We start from the raw sequence: 21062 nt of genomic DNA, 5'->3' as shown, positions 1-21062 counted from the left end.
CCGATTCTCCCACCTTCCAACCAGGGGTGTCACCATGGCAGGAATAAAGAAGCAGAAACCGACCGCCGCGAAGAGCGGATCACAACGCGTCTCTTCGACCGCATCGACCTCAAAGTCCGCGCCGAAGAAACCGGCGAAAGCAGGTTCGGCTGCCGGCACCATAAAAAAGGCGACTCCGAAGGCGGTCGACGCACCGAAGCCGGTGAAGAAGGCCGCGGCGGCACCGAGCGCCGGACAAAAGACGAAGACGTCCGTTTCCAAGGTCCCGGCCAAGAAGGCGGCAGCCCCGAAGGCGGCCGTACCCGCGAAGAAGGTGGCACCGGCGAAGAAGGCGGCACCGGCGAAGAAGACGGCACCGGCGAAGAAAGCCGCGCCTGTGAAGAAAGCGGCGCCGGCAAAGAAAGCCGCGCCTGTGAAGAAGGCGGCACCGGCGAAGAAGACGGCACCGGCAAAAAAGACGGCACCAGCAAAGAAGGCCGAGTCCAGAAAGCCGGCGCCTGCACCGGTAAAGAAGGCGGCGGCAAAACCCGCCGTGAAGGCGAAGCCCGCTCCCGAAAAGAAGGCGCCCCCAAAGGCGGCGCGTCCCGCGGCCGCACCCGTCGAGGATGCCGCATCGCGTCGCAAGTACACACGGCGTCAGAAGAAGGACGTCAGCGCGCCGCAGCAGCCGAAGTTCACCGGCAAACACGCGATACCGAGCAAGCCCAAGGGCGAGGAACAGAAGGCCGCGCAGCCATCAAGCCGGCCGCGTGTGTACTCCGACAAGGATCTTGAGTACTTCCGCGTGATCATCATGGACAAGATCCGCGATGCCAACGACGAACTCGTCAGCATCGAGGAGCGCCTCATGGATTCGTCCACCGGCGAATTCCACGATGACGATTCGACGTATTCCCTGCACATGGCAGATCAGGGCACCGACGCGATGGAGCGCGAGAAGGCCTTCCTCTTTGCACAGCGCGAACGGAAGTTCATCTCGCATCTGAGCGACGCCTTGCAGCGCATCAAGAGCGGCAACTACGGCATCTGCATCACCTGCGGCAATCTCATCGAGAAAGGCCGTCTCGAAGCCGTGCCGCATGCGCGCATGTGTGTGAACTGCAAGAATAAAACGAAGAACGACTGAGTCCGGCTTCCACCGGCCGCTTGCCCATGCGTGTCCTTTATCTGACCCTCTGCATTTTCCTTCTCGATCAGGCAAGCAAGCTGGCTGTGAAGGGATTCAGCATCCCGTGGCTCGGAGTGTCGCACGAGGGCATGCAGTACGCATCGTCCGTGCCGGTGTTCGGCGACTGGTTCAAGATCACCTACATCGAGAATCCGAACATGGCGTTCGGTTTCGACGTGGGCGGCAAAGTCTTTCTCGCGCTGTTTGCGATCGCCGCCTCCGCGGGCATGATCTGGTACCTCTGGAAGAACCGGCATGAGCGGCTGGTGATACGCGCGGGCATCGCGCTGATACTCGCGGGCGCACTGGGAAATCTGCTCGACCGATCCCTGTACGGCGTTCTGTACGGGTACGCGGGGTGGTTCGAGGGCAACGTGGTGGACTTCCTCGATCTTGATCTCTTCACGATGCGTTTCGGCGACGGGGCTTTCAAATTCTGGCCCATCTTCAATATCGCAGATGCGGCCGTATCGATCGGCGTGGTGCAGCTTGTCATTTTCGGAATGAAGCCGAAGCACTCAGCGGAAGCCGCGCAGCAACCCGCCCCGCAGACAGGCGCCGACGGATCCGCCTCCTCGTGACACATCCGCGCATCACGATTCGCCCGGACGCCGCAGGATGAACACGTCGGATGAGCGCGAGGACGCCGGCCTCGAGTTTCACGACGCCGCACCCGACGATGCGGACGAAGCGGATTCCGCGGAAGACTACCTCATTGAGGACGAACAGGATGCGGAACTCCTGAATTCGGTCAACGAGACCATCTACACCATACGCGCCGCACCCAATGCCGCGCGTGTGCGACTCGATCAGTTCATCACCCGCAGTGTGCAGAACGCCACACGGACCAAGGTGCAGCATCTCATCGAGGCGGGTGGCGTGACAGTGGACGGGCGCGTCACGACAAAACCCGGCCGGGCCGTGTTGCCGGGCGAGGTGGTTGTGTGTACGGTGCCCAAGCCGCCGCCGCCGGACATCGTCGCCGAGAATATTCCGCTCGACATCGTTTTCGAGGACGATGACGTGCTTGTGGTTAACAAGCCGGCGGCGATGGTGACACATCCCGCGTACGGCAACTACTCCGGCACATTGGTCAATGCACTGATGCATCACACCGCGCACCTGTCGCTCGAGCGCGGCACCGAGCGCGCGGGCATACTGCACCGGCTCGACAAGGGCACCTCGGGACTTCTGTGCGTGGCGAAGACGTCGCTTGCGCACCACTTTCTCGCGCGGCAGTTCGCGGACCATACCGTCGACCGCGAGTACATGGCGCTGGCCTGGGGCACCATGCCCGAGGACGAGGGCCTCATCGACCTGCCGCTCGGACGGCACCGCAGCGACCGAAAACGCATGGCCGTGATCGACGACGGCAAGCCGGCGGTGACGGGATACAAAGTCGAGAGACAGTACGAGAGTTTTGTCCTTCTCCGGCTCCGGCTGCGCACGGGGAGGACGCATCAGATCCGCGCGCATCTCGCGCATCTACGCCATCCGCTGCTCGGCGATCCGACCTACGGCGGACGCCGTATCCTGTACGGTGCGGTCACGCAACGGTACAAGATGTTTGTCGCCGGCCTGCTCGATCTGCTCGATCATCAGGCCCTGCACGCGCGCACACTCGGGTTTGTGCATCCCGTCACACGCGAGAGGGTGTTTTTCGAGGCACAGCCGCCCGCGGATTTCAGCGAGGCGATCTCGCGACTCGAGGAATACTACGGCGGTTGAGACTCAGCGCCCGACAAAGGCGGCGTTGAGCATCTTGTACACGAGTTTCGCGGCGAGGAAGGAGGGGAAGGGGAAGCCCCGCATCGGCGCAAGTTCCACCACGTCGAAGCCCACGATGCGCCGCGACCTGCCGATCATCGACAGGAGTTCCATCGTTTCGTCCCATTGGAAGCCGCCCGGCTCGGGTGTCCCGGTGGCGGGCATGATCGACGGATCAAAATAATCGACGTCGAAGGTGATGTACACCTCGTCGCCGAGCGTGTCCAGCACTGATGCGCGCCAATTCTCGCCGTGCGTTCCCGCGTGCAGATCACGCGCGAAAAACGTGTGAATGCCCTGCTGTTCGATCATGCGGTATTCTTCGATGCACTGCGCGCGGATGCCGACCTGCACGATGCGCGAAGGAGGGAAGAACTCCGCCACACGGGCCATCACCGATGCGTGGCTGAATGGTGTGCCCTGGTACGCAAGGCGCAAGTCGGAATGTGCATCGAATTGCAGCACACTCATCCGTGGATGCTTCTCGAAATGCGCCTTGATCGGCGCGGCGGAAATCGTGTGCTCGCCGCCGAGTGTCACGGCGAATTTGCCATCGTCGAGCAGGCGCCGCACGGCGTCCTCGATACGCGTCAGCGCCCGCGCGTCGCGCAGCTTCTCGAACGAGAGCGGACGCAGCGTGGTGATGCCTGCGTCAAAACAGAGTTCACGCTTGTACTCCTCGTCCCAGAATTCCACATAGTGCGAGGCCGCGAGTATGGCGGCGGGACCCTTGCCCGTGCCGCCGCCGTAGGATACCGTATGCTCGTACGGTGCGCTCAGGATGCCGATGCGCGACGATTCGTAGGACGAGTTCGCGCGCGGGATACCGAGAAAATTCTTCGACTCGGGGAGGACGGGAACAGGCATATGCGGGATTGGACGGTGTGTGATTAACGGAGGACGCGGAGGGGCTGTACACGCAGCATGTCGCCGTTGCGCAGGACACACCAGTACATGCCCGGGGCGAGACCCGCGAGGGCGAGCCGCGCCGTGTGAACGCCGTGTGTTTCGGATCCGCTGGAAAGAGTGGCCACGTCGCGTCCGAGCGCGTCGCACAGGCGCAGGGAAAACGGCGCGGAGCCGTGCCGCATGTACGGTACGTATACGCTGCCGGATTGTGAGGCACTGGCGGGATTCGGGTATGGCGCGCCGAGGGCGGATTCCGCGGGCGCGGCGTCGTCCAGTCCAAGGATTGCGGGCGGCTGATGTCCGACATCGATCGTCGCGGTCGAATCGGTCATGGAGCGCAGCGTGATGTAGATGTTCGGCCGGATGGTGTCCTTGCGGAGGATGAATTCCGTCGTGGGATTCGTCCAGGGATTCAGACGCGAATGCGCCATGGTGAATGCCGAGGCCGGATCCCCGTCCCATCCCGCCGCGTAATACGGCTTGCCGTTGACGGGAATCTTCTGATAGTTGTTGTAGCCGAGCAGGGGTGCTTCCACAGTGCGGAAAATTCCGCCCTTCACCGTGTCGACCGCCCAGAGCCAGTTACCGCTCGCGGGCATGATGTGTATTTCCTTCTGGCTTCTGCTCCACGAATCGTAGATGCGCGCGATGTACACACCCTTCGCCGGAGCAGAATCGTACCGGGAGGTCCGGTTTCTGAATTCGAGCGCATAGTACCAGCCGGGCGCGTCAGGTATCGGTACCGCGGCCGCCTCGCCGCTCGACATGTAGTCGTGCAGTGTGATGGTCGTGTCTTGTAACTCCGGGAGCACCGCATACTTGATGTAGCCGAGCATGTGCCGCTCGAAGCTGTGCATGCCGAGTCCGCCGGAACTCATGCTCAGGACGCCGAGGCGGCCGAAGAGTTCGGCGGGGTGTCCTTCGCCGTACACCTTGTGCAAAATCTCGTGCACCGAAACCAGGACGGCCCATTCGCGACCGATGACGATGCCGCTCCCTGGCGAGTGTGTGACGGTAATGCCCGAGGAGGCCGCGTCGTCGTACGATCCGCTGCCGCCGTAGATGAATTTGTCGTTGTCGTTGAGCGGCAGGTATCCTGCGAAATTAAGATCCGATACTCCGGAGAAATAAAAGAACGCGCCGCTTTCGCAGCGCCGGTAAATGGCGATGATAAGATCGACGCGTCCGTCGGTTCCTGGCACGACATAGTAGGGCCGCGATTCACTCTTCCAGTTGTCGTACTGCGTGAAATCGATCTGCGTGTCGAGCGATTTGAGCAGGTCCTTGGTGGCTTCGCCGAGGCGTTTGTTCTCGTTCAGATAGTCGTATTCCGACCGGAAAGTGGTGAGTCCGGCGGGATGTATGTCGAGTTGCAGCGAGAGGCGGCCTCCCGACATCGTTGTGAAGTAGGCCGCAATGTCCCTCGTGTACTCGTCCGCCCATTTCGGAAGTTCGCCGAGGGGCCACTCCGGGTCCTGCTGCGTGTCGTTCTTTGTCTGGATGAACAGGACGAGCGCGCGGATGGTGCCGCTTGCGGGGAGATGGCAGCCGGTGTGCTGGTAGATATCCTGCGTTGTAGGAACCTCCGGTCGTTCGCGCGTGCCGCAGACATGTTGTGCAGACAGCCGAGCGGCAATCGCTGGCAGGAACAGGAAAAGGATCAGGGCGAAGCGGAGGGCGGGTCGTCGTGTGATCATTCGGGTCGGGTGCGGTGAAATGCGGGTATACACGAAAGGCGTGCAGTCCTCAACCCATAAAAATACTGCCATTACGGCTCCACTTCCAAGATGCCGTGCGAGGCGCAGCCAGGAGCGTGGGGAGGCAATGCGGAAGCGTGCACGATGTTTTGTATTTTCATGGCTGTCGCTCACCACGCGAAATCCCTCACCAATGCATCTCCTTTCGGCACAACTCCAGGCGCGCAACAGAATCGTGCTGCGCTTCGACCATACGGTCGGCCATCTCACGGTCGGCGACATCACCGTCGCCCCGCGCGTGCGCATCGCCGCGCTCGAGTCGCTCGAGAACATGTGTGTGCTGCACACCGACGAACTAGATCTGCGCAAGTCGTACACACTTTTCGTGCATAATGCGGGAAGCGCGCCCGTCATTCCCGACGGCGTCTTCGACGCCTTCGTGTCGGACAAGGAACTGGGCTGCACACGCGCAGGCGGACTGCTCGTGTTCCGCCTCTTCGCGCCGCGTGCGACTTCCGTGATACTGCAATTGCAGGCCACTCTCGACGACGCGTTCGGAACGCTCTTCGCGATGGACATGGACGAATCGGGCGTGTGGGAAATAGCGCTCGATGAACAGCCGGAGTGGAACTACTATTCGTACCGCGTCGACGCGCCCCCCGCGCCCGGCATGGAACTCGATCTGCCCGGACCCATCGCGGATCCGTACGCGCGGGCCGTCGTGACGCGGAACAGCTACCGGCACGAAGCCCGCGCGGTGCTGCCCATGCGCATCCCCGACTTCGACTGGGGCGACGACGCCCCGGTTCCCATCGCGGCTCGCGACCTCGTGATCTACGAGATGCATGTGCGCGATATGACGGCGCACGCGTCGAGCGAGGTCGACGAGGAACACGCGGGGACGTACACCGGTCTCGCCGCGGCACGCGGACGCGGAGGCATCGGCTACCTGGCCGAGCTGGGAGTGAACGCGGTGGAGCTGCTTCCGGTGCAGCACTTTGCGTCCATCGAGCCACCTTACATGCAGCGCACCAGCGAAGGCCTCTGCAACACATGGAATCCCTACGAGCGGAATCACTGGGGATACATGACCTCGTATTTCTTCGCGCCCGAGCCCACGTACGCCACCGGATCGGTGTCGCAGCCGGGATTGTGGAACGACGTGTCATGCAGGCATGTAACGGAATTGAAGTCGCTGATCAAATCGCTGCACGCCGCGGGCATCGCGGTGATTCTCGACGTGGTGTACAATCACACTTCGCAGTACGACGAGCAGCCGCTCAAGCGTGTCGACGCGTTGTACTACTACCGTTCCGACGCGCGAGGGAACCTGGGCAACGGCAGCGGCTGCGGCAACGATCTGCACACCGCGCGGCCCATGGCGCGCCGACTCATCGTCGAGAGCATCGCGCATTGGATGACCGAATACCATGTCGACGGATTCCGCTTCGACCTCGCGGCGATGATCGACGACGAGACGTTCGCCGCCATCCGCGCCCGAGCCGAATCGATCAATCCGCGGGTCGTGCTCATCGCCGAACCCTGGGGCGGCGGCTCGTACGATCTCGCGCGATTCTCGCGTCTCACCATGCCTTCGTGGAACGACGTGTTCCGCAACGGCGTGAAAGGAGTGTCGCCATCGGCCCCGGGTTTCATCTTCGGACAGTGGGGATGGAATCCTCCCGAGGCCTTCGGACGCTGGATACTCGGATGTATCACCGAGAGCGGCGGTCCGCTGCACGACGCCGCGCATTCGGTGAACTACCTGGCGTCACACGACGGGTACACACTCGGCGATTTCGTGCGGCTGGGATGCGGCGAGGCGCGCGAGCATCAGCCCGTGCGCGACCAGACCAAAAACGCGCTGCTCAGCGGCACGCAGCTCCGCATTCAACGCCTCGCGGCGTGTATGCTGTTTGTATCGCAGGGGGCGGTGATGATTCATCACGGACAGGAATTCGGCCGCAGCAAGGTGATCGCGCGGCGGCGCCTGAGCGGCACGACGCCGGGTATGCTCGACCACAACAGCTACGAGAAGGACGACGAGACCAATTGGATCAACTGGCTGCACGCGGATCTCAACGCGGACCTTCTCGCGTATTACCGCGGACTGATCGCCCTGCGTGCCGCACTGCGGCCGTTACGCCACGCGCCTCCGCGCGCGTACACGTTCCTCGTACCCGATGTATCCGTCGCCAGCGGCTTTGTGATCGACGCGCCCGTCCCCTCGGGCGACATGATCGCGGTGCTTCTCAACGCCAATCACGGCACGACGGCGCGTTACACGATTCCAGACGGTCTGTGGCGCGTGTATGCCGACGGCGAGCGCGCCGGCGCTACTGCCATCAGAACATTGCAGGGCGGATCGGTGGATGTGCCCGCGGGCACGGCGATGGTGCTTGTGCGCGTGTCCGCCGCCGTGTTTCGTGACGCGGATACGGCGCACTGACACGCGGCGTCAGTCGTTCCTCTTCAGAAACAGGACGCCCAACGGCGGCACACGCAGAAGCAGCGACTGCTGTCTGTCGTGGTGCGGAACATCGTCCGTGCTCGCCGCTCCGCCGTTGCCCACACCGCTGCCGCCGTAAAACTCGGAGTCGCTGTTCAGCAGCTCGCGGTACACTCCCGGCTCGCTGACGCCCAGCCGGTAATGCTCATGCACGGTCGGCGTGAAATTGCAGACGACGACGACACGTTCACCGTTGCGCGCGACGCGCTCGAACGACAGCATGCTGTGATTCGCGTCGTGCAAATCGATCCACGCGAAACCCTGCCATGATGTGTCGATCTCGAACAGGGCGGGTTCGTTGCGGTAGAGGGTGTTGAGGTCCTTCACCCACGTCTGCAACTGGCGGTGTGCGTCGAAGGCAAGCAGATTCCAGTCGAGTTCGTCGTCATGATTCCATTCATTCCACTGGCCGAACTCCTGACCCATGAACAGCAGCTTCTTGCCCGGGTGCGCGTACATGAAGCCGAGGAAGGCGCGCATGTTTGCGAAACGCTGCCAGTAGTCGCCCGGCATCTTGCCGATGAGCGAACCCTTGCCGTGCACCACCTCGTCGTGTGAAATCGGAAGCAGGAATTGTTCGGTGAACGCGTAGAGGAGGCCGAAGGTCAGATTGTTGTGATGGTATCTGCGGAAGAGGGGATCCTTCTGGAAATACTCGAGCATGTCGTGCATCCAGCCCATGTTCCATTTGAAATCGAAGCCGAGGCCGTTGCTGTCGGCAGGATGTGTCACACCGGTGAAGGATGTCGATTCTTCCGCGATGACGATGGCGCCGGGATGATTGACGCGGACGGCCCAGTTGAGCTGGCGCAGGAAGTTAATTGCCTCGAGATTTTCGCGGCCGCCGAATTCGTTGGGGATCCACTCGCCTTCCTTGCGCGAATAATCGAGGTACAGCAGCGAGGCGACGGCATCGATGCGCAGGCCGTCAATATGGAATTCGTCGATCCAGTACAGGGCGTTCGCGATGAGGAAATTGCGCACCTCGTTGCGCCCATAGTTGAAGATGAACGTGCCCCAGTCCATGTGCTCGCCCTTGCGCGGATCGGCGTGTTCGAACAGGGCGGTGCCGTCGAAACGTCCGAGGGCGTGCTGATCCTTCGGGAAATGCGCCGGCACCCAGTCGAGAATGACACCGATGCCCTCGCGATGCATGAAGTCGATGAACCAGCGGAAATCATCGGGCGATCCGAATCTGCTGCTCGGCGCGTAGTAGCCGGTCACCTGGTAGCCCCACGAGCCGTCGAAGGGGTGCTCCATGATCGGCAGCAATTCGATGTGTGTGTAGCCCATCTCCTTCACATACGCCGCGAGCTGCGGGGCCATGCCGCGATAGGTCACGCCGCCGAACAGCGCATGTTCGGGATTGTGCTTTTCGGGTCTGCGCCAGGAACCGAGATGCACCTCGTAAATCGACATCGGCGTGTTGGCCGCATCGGTGCCCCGGCGCTGTTTCATCCATGCCGCATCGTCCCAGGTATGATAACTGCGGTGCGTGAGCGATGCGGTACGCGGGCGCACTTCCATCGCCGCTGCGAACGGATCGGTCTTGTCGAGGACGTATCCGTCCTTCGATTTGATTTCGAACTTGTACAACTCGCCCGCGTCCAGCCCGGGAATAAATATCTCCCACACGCCGGAGCCGCCAAGCACACGCATCGCGTGCATACGGCGGTCCCAATTGTTGAACGATCCGATTACACTGACGCTGCGCGCGTTCGGAGCCCAGACGGCGAATTCAATGCCCCCGATGCCGTTGATCTCCACATAGTGCGCGCCGAGTTTGTTGTAGATCTTGTAGTGATTGCCCTCGTTGAAGAGATGCAGGTCGAAGTCCGTCAGTTGCGGCAGGAAGGCGTAAGAATCGTGGAAGACCCGTTCCTCTTCGTCGTAGCCGACGGTCTTGAGCATGTAGGGGAACACGTCGGATTCGCCCTTGAACACCGCTTCAAAAAAGCCCTCCGCATGGACACGTTCCATCACCGTTTCGACGCGTGCGCCGTTTTCGCCCTCGCGCACGACCCATGCCTGCACGACCGCGGGAAGAAAGGCCCGCACGGCCACGGAGGGTTTCTTTCGCAGAGATATCCTGTGTATGCCGAGCACGGTGTACGGATCGTGGTGCTCGGTGTAGATGATACGAAAGACATCCTCGACGGAGGCGGTGGTTTTCATGCGCGGATCCCGGATAGAGAATTCGAATTCTCTAATATACGGCACTTCGGCGAATGGAGGTATGACGGGGCGCGGGAAACCGCGAACGGGGATGACGATGCGGGTGCGCGTCGCGCATCAGGCCCTGCGGTGTTTCATCAATTTTGCGACGGCCTCGGCGCGGGAGTTGACGTGGAGCTTCTCGTAAATGTTGTGCAGGTGGAAACGCACGGTGTGCACGGAGACAAACAGTTTCTCCGCGATGGCCTTGTAGCTGTGGCCTTCCACCAACGCCTCGAGCACGTCGGTCTCGCGGGCGGAGAGCGACGCCATGCCGTCGTCTTCCTTCGGCGTCTGGAAAAAAGTGAGCACCTTCCTCGCGATCTCGCCCGACATGGGCGCGCCGCCCGCATGCGCGTCGCTCACCGCCTGCAGCACGCTGACGGTGGGGGTCTTTTTCAGGATGTATCCGACGGCGCCTGCGCGCAGCGATTCGAAGATCTTGTCGTCGTCGCTGTACACCGTCTGCATGATCACCTGCACGGCGGGAAATGCCTCCTTCAACGCGCGCACACATTCGATGCCGCTGCGTCCGGGCAGACCGATGTCCATCAATACCACGTCGGGGAGGTTTTCCTCGATGTGCTCCAGCGCGTCGGCGCAACTCTTGTAGGTGCCGGTGAGCACGTAGCCATCGGAGAATTCGATGACCCAGCCGAGGCCATTGCGGATGTCCTCATCGTCATCGATGATGGCGACCTTTATAATTTCGTCGTGTCGTTTCTGATCGTCCACGGGCACGGTGTATTCCTCTGGAGCGCTGGGCATGTTCGGGGGGCAGCACGCAATCTACGCGGAGGCGCCGGGCCTATCAACTGCACAAACGTGCAGTTTATCCGCGCAGTGGCAGGCGCGCCTCGATGTGTGTACCGCGGCCGGGCGCGGATGTGATCTCGAGTCGGCCGCCGCTCTTCCGTAAACGGGAACGCATGTTCTCGAGTCCGTTGATGCGCGAGAGCGTGGATTCGTCGAAACCGCGTCCGTTGTCGGAGATGCTGAGCTGCCAGTCGCGCTCGCAGATGCAGAGCCGGATGTGGATCTGCGTCGCGTCGGCGTGTTTGACGATGTTCTGCAGGGCTTCCTTCGCGACAAGCAACAGCGCACGGCTCACGTCCGATCCTGGCGATGGATCACCCGGCACCGGCGGCACATCGAAGTGCAGACTGATGTCGCGCGCTTCGCACACTTCCACCGCGTGCACCTTGATGCGCTGCATGAGTTTGGAAAACGCGTCGTTGCGCGGATCGATGGACCACACCACATCGGTCATGCCGTCGACCAGCTCGCGCGAAATTGCGCCGATGCGTTGCAGTGGTTCGAGCAGTCCCGGCGTTGCGCTCATCCCGGCGGACGTCCCACGCGCGCCCATCATCTGCCGCATGAGCACCTCGGTCATCAGCGCGATGCGCGTCAGACCCGAGCCGATGTCGTCGTGCAGATCCGCGGCAATGCGCGCGCGTATGCGCTCGATCTCGAGGAGCCGTGTGACACGGGCACGCAGAGGCACATACACACCCGCACTCACGAGCAGCAGCATCACCAGAATGAACCATGCCTGCTGCCAGAAGGGGCGGCCGATTTCGAACGCGATACGCGCCGGCACGACGCTTTGCACGCCGTTGGCGCGGACCGAGCGCACGTAGAACACATATTCGCCGGGAAGCAGCGCTGCGAGCGTGACGCTTCGCTCGCGCGTCTGCTGCCACGCCGTGTCGACGCCCTCGAGGCGGTACTCGAAACGCACGTCCTCGGGCTGTCTCATGGTGACACAGGTGAATTCGATGCGGCAACTGTTCTCCGACGCCGACAGCGCGAGACGGCCACGATGTGTACGGTCGCTTCCGTTCACCAGGAATCGTGTGATGGTGATGTCGGGAGCGAGCGAGTCCTTCGATGCGCGCAGGTAGTCGTAGATCGTCACCGCAAACCGCGTCGCTGCCCACAGACTGCCGTCGGGGCGGATGCCGCAGGAATACACGGGGCTGTCGGTGAGGTCCTGATTGTATTCAAAAAACTTGGGTTTCTTTTCCGATACCGACGCGAGTCCGAGCTGCGTCCCGATCCAGATGCGGCCGTCATGACCCGCGGCAAAACACCAGACGCGGTCGGCGATGAGTCCGTTGCTTGTCGTGTAGGGAATCACCTTGCCGTGTTCGATCAAACCGAAGCCATTCGAAGACGTGCCAATCCACATGTTTTCACGGCGTCGCAGTATCGCGCGGATCACACTCGGCGGCAGCCCGTCGTTGGGGCCGATGGTCATGATGCTCGGTTTCCTCTCGTTGAAGAAGGTGATGCCCGAGAGTTTGCCGTTGACTCCGCCGCACCACACGGTGCCGCTCTCGTCCACATGCATGCTGTACACATTCAACGGAACGCGGGAGGAATCGGTGAGATGCGCGATGAGGCGCACCGGTCCGCGCACCGACGCGATCACGATGCCCTGATTCGGCACGCCGTAGTAGATGCGGTCGGCCGTGTCGATGGCGAAGACGAAGGATCCGGGGACGGGCAGTCCGGGCGCGGGCAGCACGCGCCGTTTCACACGCAGGGCGGTGCCTCCGGGCGTTTTCACGCGCACATCGAAACACGTGATGCCGCCCCCGTCGAAGGCGGCCCAGAGATCACCGCGATGATCGAGTTCGAGATGGAAGGGAAATCGCGGACCCCACTCGGGTCGGATGGTGTGCAGGAAGCGACGCCACCCGGTGCTCGAATTCCAGAACTCCCAGAGGCCGGCACGGGAGGAGACCCACACATGTCCGTCGCGGTCGCTGACGCCCTTGCCTGTCAGGTCCACGCCGTCGAAGATCATGATGTGCGCGTCTTCCAGCTTCATCATGCCCCGTCCTTCGGTGCCGAACCACAGATTTTTTTCACGGTCGAAAAATGCGCTGTTCAATCCATCGGCGAGCAGTCCGTTCTCCGTGCCGTAGCGTATCATGTCGACGGGATCCAGTTTGTCGATGGACGTCGCGAAGTAGAGACCGTTGGACGTCGCGACCCACACATGCCCGTGATCGTCGTGTGTCATCGACAGGGGTTGCACGGGTTTGAAGTCGTGCCTGCGGTAGAACCTGTTCTCGCGGAATTCGAGTATCGTGCTGTCGCGGGAGAAAACGAAGATGTGCCCGTCACCATCGATGTGCATACCGTTGGCACCCGCGTACGAACCGCGCGACGAATCGATGAGCTGACCGGCGCGCACACGTGGATCGTAGCGGTACAGACCCGCGGGACCCAACACCCATAACGCTCCATCAGGGGTGCTGTGCACGCGCGCGCAGTTCGGGGACAAACCCTCGGGGGCGACGCGCGTTGCGCGGCTGTTGTCGTAGCGGTACAGTCCGTCGGCGGTCGCAGCCCACAGCGTGCCCGCCGCGTCGAAATGCAGGTCGCGCACCCAGTTGGATTCCTGCGACACACCGAGCCGTACGCGCTCGATGCGACCGTCGCGCATGCGGCAGAGACCGCGGAGCGTGCCGATGTACACGTCCTTTGTTGCTCCGGGCGCGATGGCGATGGCATGGGCGTAGTTGTCGGGTAGACCATGGTCCGTAGTCCATACGCGCCAGTTGATGCCGTCGAAGCGCGCGATGCCGTCGGGTGTGGCGATCCAGAGGTAGCCGTCCGAGTCCTGTGCGAAATAGGTGATGTAATTGCTGGGGAGGCCGTCGCGGACGGAGTAGCCGTGGAACGAGAGCTTCTGCGCATGAGCCGGCGCCGCGACGCAGAGAGTTATGAGCAGCGCCGCGAGCACACGCACAAGGGGGAGGGTGCGGGCGGTGGTGTGTCGTGCGATGTCAGGCATGACCATGCTCCGCATCGAGAAATTGACCGAGCAGGACCGCGGCGGCGGCGACGTTTGTGCGGGCCTCGGGGCTGAGTCCTTCGCCGTGTGAGAAATCGTGGCAGGGGATGCTGCACACGAAGAGATCCGCGCAACGTCCGTACACTGTGAGCGCGAGCGCCGCGAGCGCGTCAAGTCCCGGGCCGTGCAGTCCGGACACGGCGCCGGGATCGGGCGTGTGCGCGACGATGTGCGGCGGGCGGCCGTCGGGGAGTGCGGCGTCGCAGAGCACCGCGCGCGCGGCCGCGGCGAGGTGTTCCGCGTGTTCGGGCAGAAGCTGGAACGCGCGCACGATGTGCAGACCCGCGGCCGCGCGCGCTGCAAGCAGGTCGGCGAGCGCGTGCGCCGCTCCGTCGTCGCGGCGCAGCGTGTTGCCGATGCACAGCAGCACGGTGCCGGCGCCGCTCACGGCGTGTCGGGTTCGTAGGCGACCGGGGTCTCGACGCGCACCTGCACGGTGCGGCTGCATGTGCGGCCCTCGGGCGACTCGTTGTCGTAGGGGCGCACGCTTTCACCGAGTCCGGCCGAGAAACCGTTCGTCGTTCCAAGCGTGCGCAGCACTTCCTGCGCGCGGCGCGCGCTGAGGTCCTTGTTGTAGTTTTCCTCGCCCGACCTGTCGCTGTACCCCGTCACAAACACGGTGGAATTCGGGCGCAACTGCGCGCGAATCGAATCGACGATCACGCGGTTCGGGCCGCGCAGTTCCGCGCTGTTGAAATCGAACAGGATCAACGCGTAGCGGTCGATGAGCTTGTCCTCGATGCGTTCGGTGCGCTTCATCTGCACGGTCAGCCGGTCCACGGCGATGCCCCTGCTCTCGGTTACAATACGCTTTCCGCGCAGGTCGGTCACATCCATGTTGTACTCGAGCGACGTCGTGTCTTCGAACGAGAGGCCGTCGCGGCCCGTGATGTCCCAGCTCAACACCTCGGGCGGCATCTCCGTGCCGTCGAACGAGGCGACCACGGTGCCCGCGCGCCGCACGGACACGCGCCATGACGCCAGGCCCGACTCGGCGGTGATCGTGGGACGGAAACGAATGATGGGCCGCGTCGCGAGGCGCATGGTGTCGCGCGTCAGCACGGGCTGCAGTATGCTCCAGTCCGCGGCGCTGATCTCCACGCGGCGGTTTTCCTCGGCGCCGTCCGCGTCGGCGATGCTCGAATTCATGACGGGCAGATTCCGCACCCGTATTTCCATGCGGCGGTCACCGATGCCCCACACGTCGCGCAGATATGCGCGCACACGCTCAGCCCTGCGACGCGAGAGCGCGATGTTGCGCTTCTCCGGACCCTCGTCGGCATTACACCCGGTGATCGTGATCACGGCGTCGGGATGTTCTGTCAACCGCTTGCCGATCACGTTCAGCACATCGTGATGCACGCCGATCGCATTCGCCTCGTGCAGCAAGCCGACGTGAAAGGCGCCGGCGCTTTCGCGCGTCAACTGCCTGTAGCGGGACGGGATCGTGTCGCTGTTCTCGCCGAAGAACACAAAGGGCAGCAGCGGGCGCATCTGCGCGCCGATGAATTCCTCGATGCGCACACGCGCGTTCGGACTGTCCTTCCCCTGATCGTCGACGCCGAAAGCGCGCAGCTCGGCCGCCAGCACGGGCTCGCGCACGGGCGGAGGCGGAGGGGGCGGCGGAGGCGGCGGGGGCGGCGGATCGTCCTTGCGTCGGTAGAATACGGAGAGGCCGGCGCGCAGGGCGTGCGCATGCCAGGCGTAGCCGGTGACCACGGGTGTCAATGCGTAACTCGCGAATACCTCCGGCGCGGCGAACAGGGTGCCCCGTGCATTCAACGGCAATTCCACGCTGAGGCCCGCGCTGATGGCAAGCTGCATGGCGCCCGCCTCGGGAATGACACCGTTGCTTTCGTTGCGTGTGCGCAGGCCGTTCTCGAGAAAGGTGCCGCGGTTCACGGGCAGCACGATCGTCTCGCGCTGTTCATAGCGCGTCGACAGCACGAGCCCCGCGCGCAGTCCGGCATGGACACGCAGCGGACCCGCCACGCGGTACGTTGCGGAGGGTTCGAGTCCTGCGCTGAAAATGGATATCTCGATCCGATGTTCGAATTCCCCCGGTACGGTCTCCTCGCCCGCGATGAGATAGGTGCCTTCGCGTGCGGTCAAGACGGCGCCGCTTTGCGCGAGACCCGCGCGAAGCGCAAGAGCCCAGCGGGCGGAGAAGGGAAATTCGGTCAACACGCCCGCGGCGTATCCGAGGCCTCCGCCTTCAGTGAAGGACGGACAACAGTTAGGCACGCCGGGCAGCGCGCGGAAATCGGCGCGATGAAGGTTCCATCCCGCGCCGCCGAAAACACCGTACGAGGTATGCCGCGCGAGCGTGTCGTCCTGTGCCTGCGCGGCAGGCCAGACGAAGGCGCAGGCGGCCGAGAGCAGCAGCAGCCGCCCGGTCCGGAACACACGTCCGCGAAGCCGCGTCATTTCATCACAACCATCAATCGTGTCAGCACCTGCGTCGCTGTCTCGAGCACCGCGATGTACACGCCGCTTGCGTGGGCCGAGGCGTCGAAGACCACCGAGTATTTTCCCGGAGGTACGAGGCCGTCCACAAGCACAGCCACGGTGCGCCCGGCGCGGTCGAGTACGGTCAGGCGTGTCGGTGCCTGTTCGATCACCTCGTAGGTGATGGTCGTCTGCGGATTAAACGGATTCGGCGTATTCTGATACAGGGCGATTTCACCGTCGGGATTCAGCAGGCGCACGCCGCCCTCGCGGCAGAGACGGTCAAGCGTGAATCGTCCGGGCACGGCCGCGATATCAACACGCCCGCCCACACTCTCGATGGTGTCGATGGATAGCGCGGTGCTGCTGTCGTTTCCGAGCGCGGCTTCAAAGCGCAGCACGGCAAGGTGGTCCTGTGCATCCGCCTGTGCGGGCAGATCCAGATCGATCACGCGGTCGTTCACGGCCGTTTGTCCCGCGGGCGAGAAGAGCGGCCGCAGCAGGGTGCGGTTGAAACGCAGGCGGAGCCGGTATCCGCTGATGTTGGCGAAGGACAGATGCCTCGCGTCGCGCAGGGTGACGGGGATCTCCACCACCGCGCCGGGAGCCGCCGTGGCGCTGCCCACTTCGATGCGCGCGGCGGGTGTCACCTGCTCTCCGCTCACGGTCAGCAGCAGGACGCCACAATCCGGGTCTGTCGTGAAGGTGATGTCGGTTTTCGCCGACGCATCCGTGGCCGTTTCGTCGAAAAGGATATCGAGAAGCGTCGAATCGCCCGCGGCGATGGTGCGCGGCAGGGGGGTCTCGAGCGTGAACGGCGCCGCAGCGGTATGTGTGCGGAGTGTCACGGCCATGGTGCCCGTGTTCCGCACCCAGACGGCGCGGCGGGCGGGCATGGAAGCGCGGACGACGGTGCCAAATGCGAGGGACTGCGCCGCGAGCGATACCTGCTCCTTGCGGCCTGTCAGCGGCACCTGCAGTGTGGTGGTGCCCGACGCATTGTTTGTGAGTGTGAGCAGGGCCGCGCGGTCGCCCGCGGCCAACGGACGGAAGCGCACACCCACGCGGGCGCTGTCGCGACGCGGGATGGCGAAGGGTGTGAACGGCGGTTCGAAGAGGAAGTCCGCGTCGCCGTCGATACGTCCATCCGAGATAAAAAGATCCGTGCCTCCGATATTCCGGATCACGATGACGGTGTCGCGCACGGTGCCGTCGCAGGTGAGGCGCGGGAAGTCCAGCGCCGCGGGTCCGCTCATTTCAGGTCGTGTCACCTGTGCGCCGCTGAGGGGAATGCGCAGCGTCGCGCACGATGGCTCGTATTCGATGATCAGCGTGTCGTCGTATGTGCCGTCGCCGGGCGGGGCGAAAGACACGGAGATGGTCGCCTGCGCGCCCGCAGCGATCTGCGCGGGCGGCGGCGTGTCGAGCGTGTACGCGATGCCGCGGGCGAAACGCGCGGAGATCGCGCGTGCGTCCACATTGCCGCTGTTGCGCGCGTCCGTGCCCCGCACGACGGGAAGTTGCGTCGGCTGGCGTGTGCCGAAATCGAGACGCGGAGCGGAGAGCAGGACCGAGTCCTTGCGTCCGCGCAGCGTCACCGTGCGGAACGGCTGATTCACGGCGTTGCTCGTGATCTCGACACGTCCCGTGAAGAGGCCGCTCCCTTGCGGTGCGAAACGGACGGGCAGGTACAGCGCGCTCTCGGGCGCGATGCGCGCGGGAAGCGCGGGAAGCGTCGCGGAGAAGGCGGGATCGCCCGTCAGCGCAATATTCGAGAGAAGAAGATCCGAACCTCCGGTATTGTCGATGCGCAGCAGTGTGTCGCGCGACGCGTCGGGGCAGAGCAGCAGTCCGAATTCGATGGCCTCGGGCGAGGATATGAGGGGAAGCGAGAGCCGTTCCCCGTCCACCAGCACGGGCACGGGCGTGCATGTGGGCTGATGCTGCGGCACCATATAGGCCGTGATCATGCCGTCGGCTGTCGGGGCTTCGAAGACGATGTCCACCGCCGACGAATCGCCGGGGCCAATTGTCATGGGGAAGGAGGCCGAGGCCGTGAATCGTCCCGCGGGCAGGAACAGCAGTGAATCGAGCCGCACCGCGACGACGCCCGGATTGTGCACGTACACCGTGCGGACAGCCGGGAAGGCAGTGAGCGGCACGCGGCCAAAATGCACTTCGTCGATGCGCACACGCGGGGTGTCGGCGAGCGCGAAGACGTTCACCGGCAGCAGCGGCTCATTTACGGCGTTGCTGGCGATGAGAATGGACGCGGATCTGAAGCCCGCGGCGGTCGCGCGCACGCGCAGTGTCAGCGTGTCGGAACGCCCCGCGGGAATGTTCTTCGGCATCCGCGACGGGATGCTGAACGCGGGATCGCCGGTCACCGTCACACCGCTGATCGTGAGTGTAAACGCCCCGGTGTTGGTGAGAAGGATGGAGGTGTCGCGCGTCGTGAAACGGCAGAACAGATCGGGATACCGTATCGTCGACGGACCTGTAATCTTCGGCGCGGAGATGCGCGTGCCTGCCACGAGGATGCGCACGGGACTGCAGTGCGGCTCGTGCGCGAAGGCCAGGGTGTCGGAGTAGTATCCGTCGACTCCGGGATCCGCAAACTCGACGGCGAGATTTGTCGCGCCGCTGGGTTGCAGCGTGACGGGGAGTCCGCCCAGCACGGTGAAGGGCGGATTCGCGCCGAACGTGGCCGAGTCGATGCGTATGGGAAGCGTGCCGTTGTTCTTGATGAACACGGTCCCCGTGTCGGGGAAGAGGTCGGGCGTGAGATTGCCGAAGTACAGCGAGAGCACGGTGAGATCGGCCGATTCCTTGCGGCCGCTGACGGGAATCGTGAGCGAGGGCGCGTTCATCGCGTTGCTCGTGATCTGCAGCGTCGTGTATTTGTCGCCCGCGGATCGCGGCTGGAAACGCAGCGGCACGCGCACGTTGTCGCCTGCTGCGATGCGCCGCGGCATCGGTATGGGCGGCGTGAGTGTAAAATTCGAGTCGTTCGTGAGCGCGATGCGGCTCACGCTTATCTCGTTCGTGCCGGTGTTGCGCAGCACGACCACGGTGTCGAGCGGACCGGGATCGCAGGGCCCGAGATAACACGCAACCGCGGACGGTGCGCCGATGCTGAGCCGGAATCGTTTCTGCCCGCGCGCGACGGTCATCGCGGCAAACATCGACGTCTGGGTCATGTACCGCAGCGTGTCCTGCTGCGCACCCTCGGAACCCGGATCAAGGAAGCGCACGATCATCCATACGGTGCCGCCCGCGGGAATTGTCGCGGGCAGTCCCGCGGTCACGCGGAACGGCGCCCCGGGACGGACGTCCGCGCGGACGATGGTCACGGCGGTGGCGCCTGTATTCCGCAGCGCGACGACTTTATCGCTCGGGAATTGGTCGTCGGACACCGTGCCGTAGTCCACATCCTCGGCGAATACGGTGCCGGTCGAATCCACGACGACGCGCGCGGCCGCCGCCGAGGCGTACACCGGTGCCGGGAACGCAACAAACACGGCGAGGAGCAGAATGATCCCCGCCGTGTGAGTGGCCCGTGCGTGTGTCAATCCGCGCGCTGCGCGGCAGTGCTGTGCCGGCGTCGGAATCACAGATTGAACAGGTACGACACGCCGAGCGAAAGCGTCGGCAGACGGAAATTGTCGTTCAGATGCGGAAGGTACGTCACCTTCGTGATCTTCTTCTGCCCGTTGCCGAGATCCGTCACGATATCCTCGCCCGCGGCGGACGATATCATCTGCGTGAGCGGATACGCGGCGCTCAGCAGCAGGTGCAGCGAGCCGGATTCGTTCGCGTACAGCGGGAAGTCGCCCCCGATCCGCGCCTCGATGAGGAATGCGCGCTCCGACGAAGGCGGAGAAATGTCCTCCTGCAGTATGTACACGTCGTCGTTCGAAGTGTTGACCCTGCGTACCGGCATCGGGTACTGGGGATTGAAGCTGTTCGTGATTGTCGCGGTAAGCGGCAGGCCGAAGGTGAAACCGAAGGCGAAATTGCTCACGCGGAACATCGTTGTAAGTGCGAGGTAATTGAACGATCCTTCGGTGGTGAGAAATGTGCCGTCGGGGAATAGCTCGTCCTTGTCGGTGGACGCTCCGTTCGGCGTCACATCGACGGCTTTGTTCTTGTCGCTGAAGGACAGTGTGTAGTAGTCGAGACTCGCGACCACCGCGAGATCCTCACCCACCGGGATGTCGCCGATCACGCCGATGCGGCTTCCCATGCCCCAGTCGCGTTCCGGTCCCGCGACCTTGTAGTCCACTGTGTTTCTCGTGACGTTGAGCGAGAGATGCGGTCCCACCTGGATCGGGCGGACCGATGCGGGATCCTGTGCGAACGCGGATCCTGCGCAAAGACAGGCAATGGCCAGCGCAAACAGAGTTCTCATGTGTTGTCCTTCGTGAGTCGTGTTTTGATGTAAACAGACAAAAATACAACACGCGGGAATTTTATGCG

13 protein-coding genes are annotated in these 21062 nt (G+C 63.3%); 4 read left to right on the top strand and 9 right to left on the bottom strand.

What is annotated here, in order from left to right:
- The first annotated feature begins 34 nt into the window (after nt 1–34).
- The 3 genes from HY962_15240 to HY962_15230 are packed head-to-tail and all read left to right on the top strand — an operon-like array spanning nt 35 to nt 2896.
- Entirely contained in the window at nt 35–1126 is a 1092-nt protein-coding gene (locus HY962_15240; GenBank protein ID MBI5648285.1) for a TraR/DksA family transcriptional regulator, read from the top strand.
- A 26-nt stretch (nt 1127–1152) separates the two neighbouring features.
- Complete coding sequence (locus tag HY962_15235) at nt 1153–1749, top strand: signal peptidase II (GenBank protein ID MBI5648284.1); 597 nt, start codon at nt 1153–1155, stop codon at nt 1747–1749.
- Nucleotides 1750–1786: 37 nt separating this feature from the next.
- A complete protein-coding gene (locus HY962_15230; GenBank protein MBI5648283.1) occupies nt 1787–2896 on the top strand; it encodes an RluA family pseudouridine synthase in 1110 nt (369 codons plus the stop codon).
- 3 nt (nt 2897–2899) lie between these two features.
- Here HY962_15230 and speB read toward each other — a convergent pair whose 3' ends face one another.
- Nucleotides 2900–3802, bottom strand: coding sequence for an agmatinase (gene speB / locus HY962_15225; protein MBI5648282.1), 903 nt, complete (start codon nt 3800–3802; stop codon nt 2900–2902).
- A gap of 23 nt (nt 3803–3825) precedes the next feature.
- Nucleotides 3826–5541: a hypothetical protein gene (locus tag HY962_15220; protein ID MBI5648281.1), complete on the bottom strand. Its 1716-nt coding sequence runs from the start codon at nt 5539–5541 to the stop codon at nt 3826–3828.
- 193 nt (nt 5542–5734) lie between these two features.
- On the opposite strand from HY962_15220, the gene HY962_15215 reads away from it, so the two are divergent.
- A complete protein-coding gene (locus HY962_15215) occupies nt 5735–7990 on the top strand; it encodes a pullulanase (GenBank protein MBI5648280.1) in 2256 nt (751 codons plus the stop codon).
- Nucleotides 7991–7999: 9 nt separating this feature from the next.
- Here HY962_15215 and glgB read toward each other — a convergent pair whose 3' ends face one another.
- The 7 genes from glgB to HY962_15180 all read right to left on the bottom strand — a co-directional run bounded on the left by glgB (nt 8000) and on the right by HY962_15180 (nt 20994).
- Entirely contained in the window at nt 8000–10225 is a 2226-nt protein-coding gene (gene glgB / locus HY962_15210) for a 1,4-alpha-glucan branching protein GlgB (GenBank protein ID MBI5648279.1), read from the bottom strand.
- Between the two features lie 117 nt (nt 10226–10342).
- A complete protein-coding gene (locus tag HY962_15205) occupies nt 10343–11032 on the bottom strand; it encodes a response regulator transcription factor (protein MBI5648278.1) in 690 nt (229 codons plus the stop codon).
- Nucleotides 11033–11096: 64 nt separating this feature from the next.
- Nucleotides 11097–14075, bottom strand: coding sequence for a hypothetical protein (locus tag HY962_15200; protein ID MBI5648277.1), 2979 nt, complete (start codon nt 14073–14075; stop codon nt 11097–11099).
- The gene (locus tag HY962_15195; protein ID MBI5648276.1) at nt 14068–14523 is read right to left on the bottom strand and encodes a hydrogenase maturation protease; all 456 of its coding nucleotides are present in this window, start codon (nt 14521–14523) and stop codon (nt 14068–14070) included. The genes HY962_15200 and HY962_15195 overlap by 8 nt, the downstream gene beginning before the upstream one ends.
- A complete protein-coding gene (locus tag HY962_15190) occupies nt 14520–16562 on the bottom strand; it encodes an OmpA family protein (GenBank protein MBI5648275.1) in 2043 nt (680 codons plus the stop codon). The genes HY962_15195 and HY962_15190 overlap by 4 nt, the downstream gene beginning before the upstream one ends.
- On the bottom strand, nt 16559–20155 hold the full coding sequence (locus HY962_15185; GenBank protein MBI5648274.1) for a choice-of-anchor D domain-containing protein: 3597 nt from the start codon (nt 20153–20155) through the stop codon (nt 16559–16561). Before HY962_15185 ends, HY962_15190 begins: the two co-directional genes overlap by 4 nt.
- A 38-nt stretch (nt 20156–20193) precedes the next feature.
- Nucleotides 20194–20994, bottom strand: coding sequence for a hypothetical protein (locus HY962_15180; GenBank protein MBI5648273.1), 801 nt, complete (start codon nt 20992–20994; stop codon nt 20194–20196).
- Nucleotides 20995–21062 lie beyond the last annotated feature (68 nt).

Source organism: Ignavibacteriota bacterium (assembly GCA_016218045.1).
GTDB lineage: Bacteria > Bacteroidota > Ignavibacteria > SZUA-365 > SZUA-365 > JACRFB01.
Note: the sequence above shows the minus strand (reverse complement) of the source record. Positions and strands in the feature narration are given on the sequence as shown.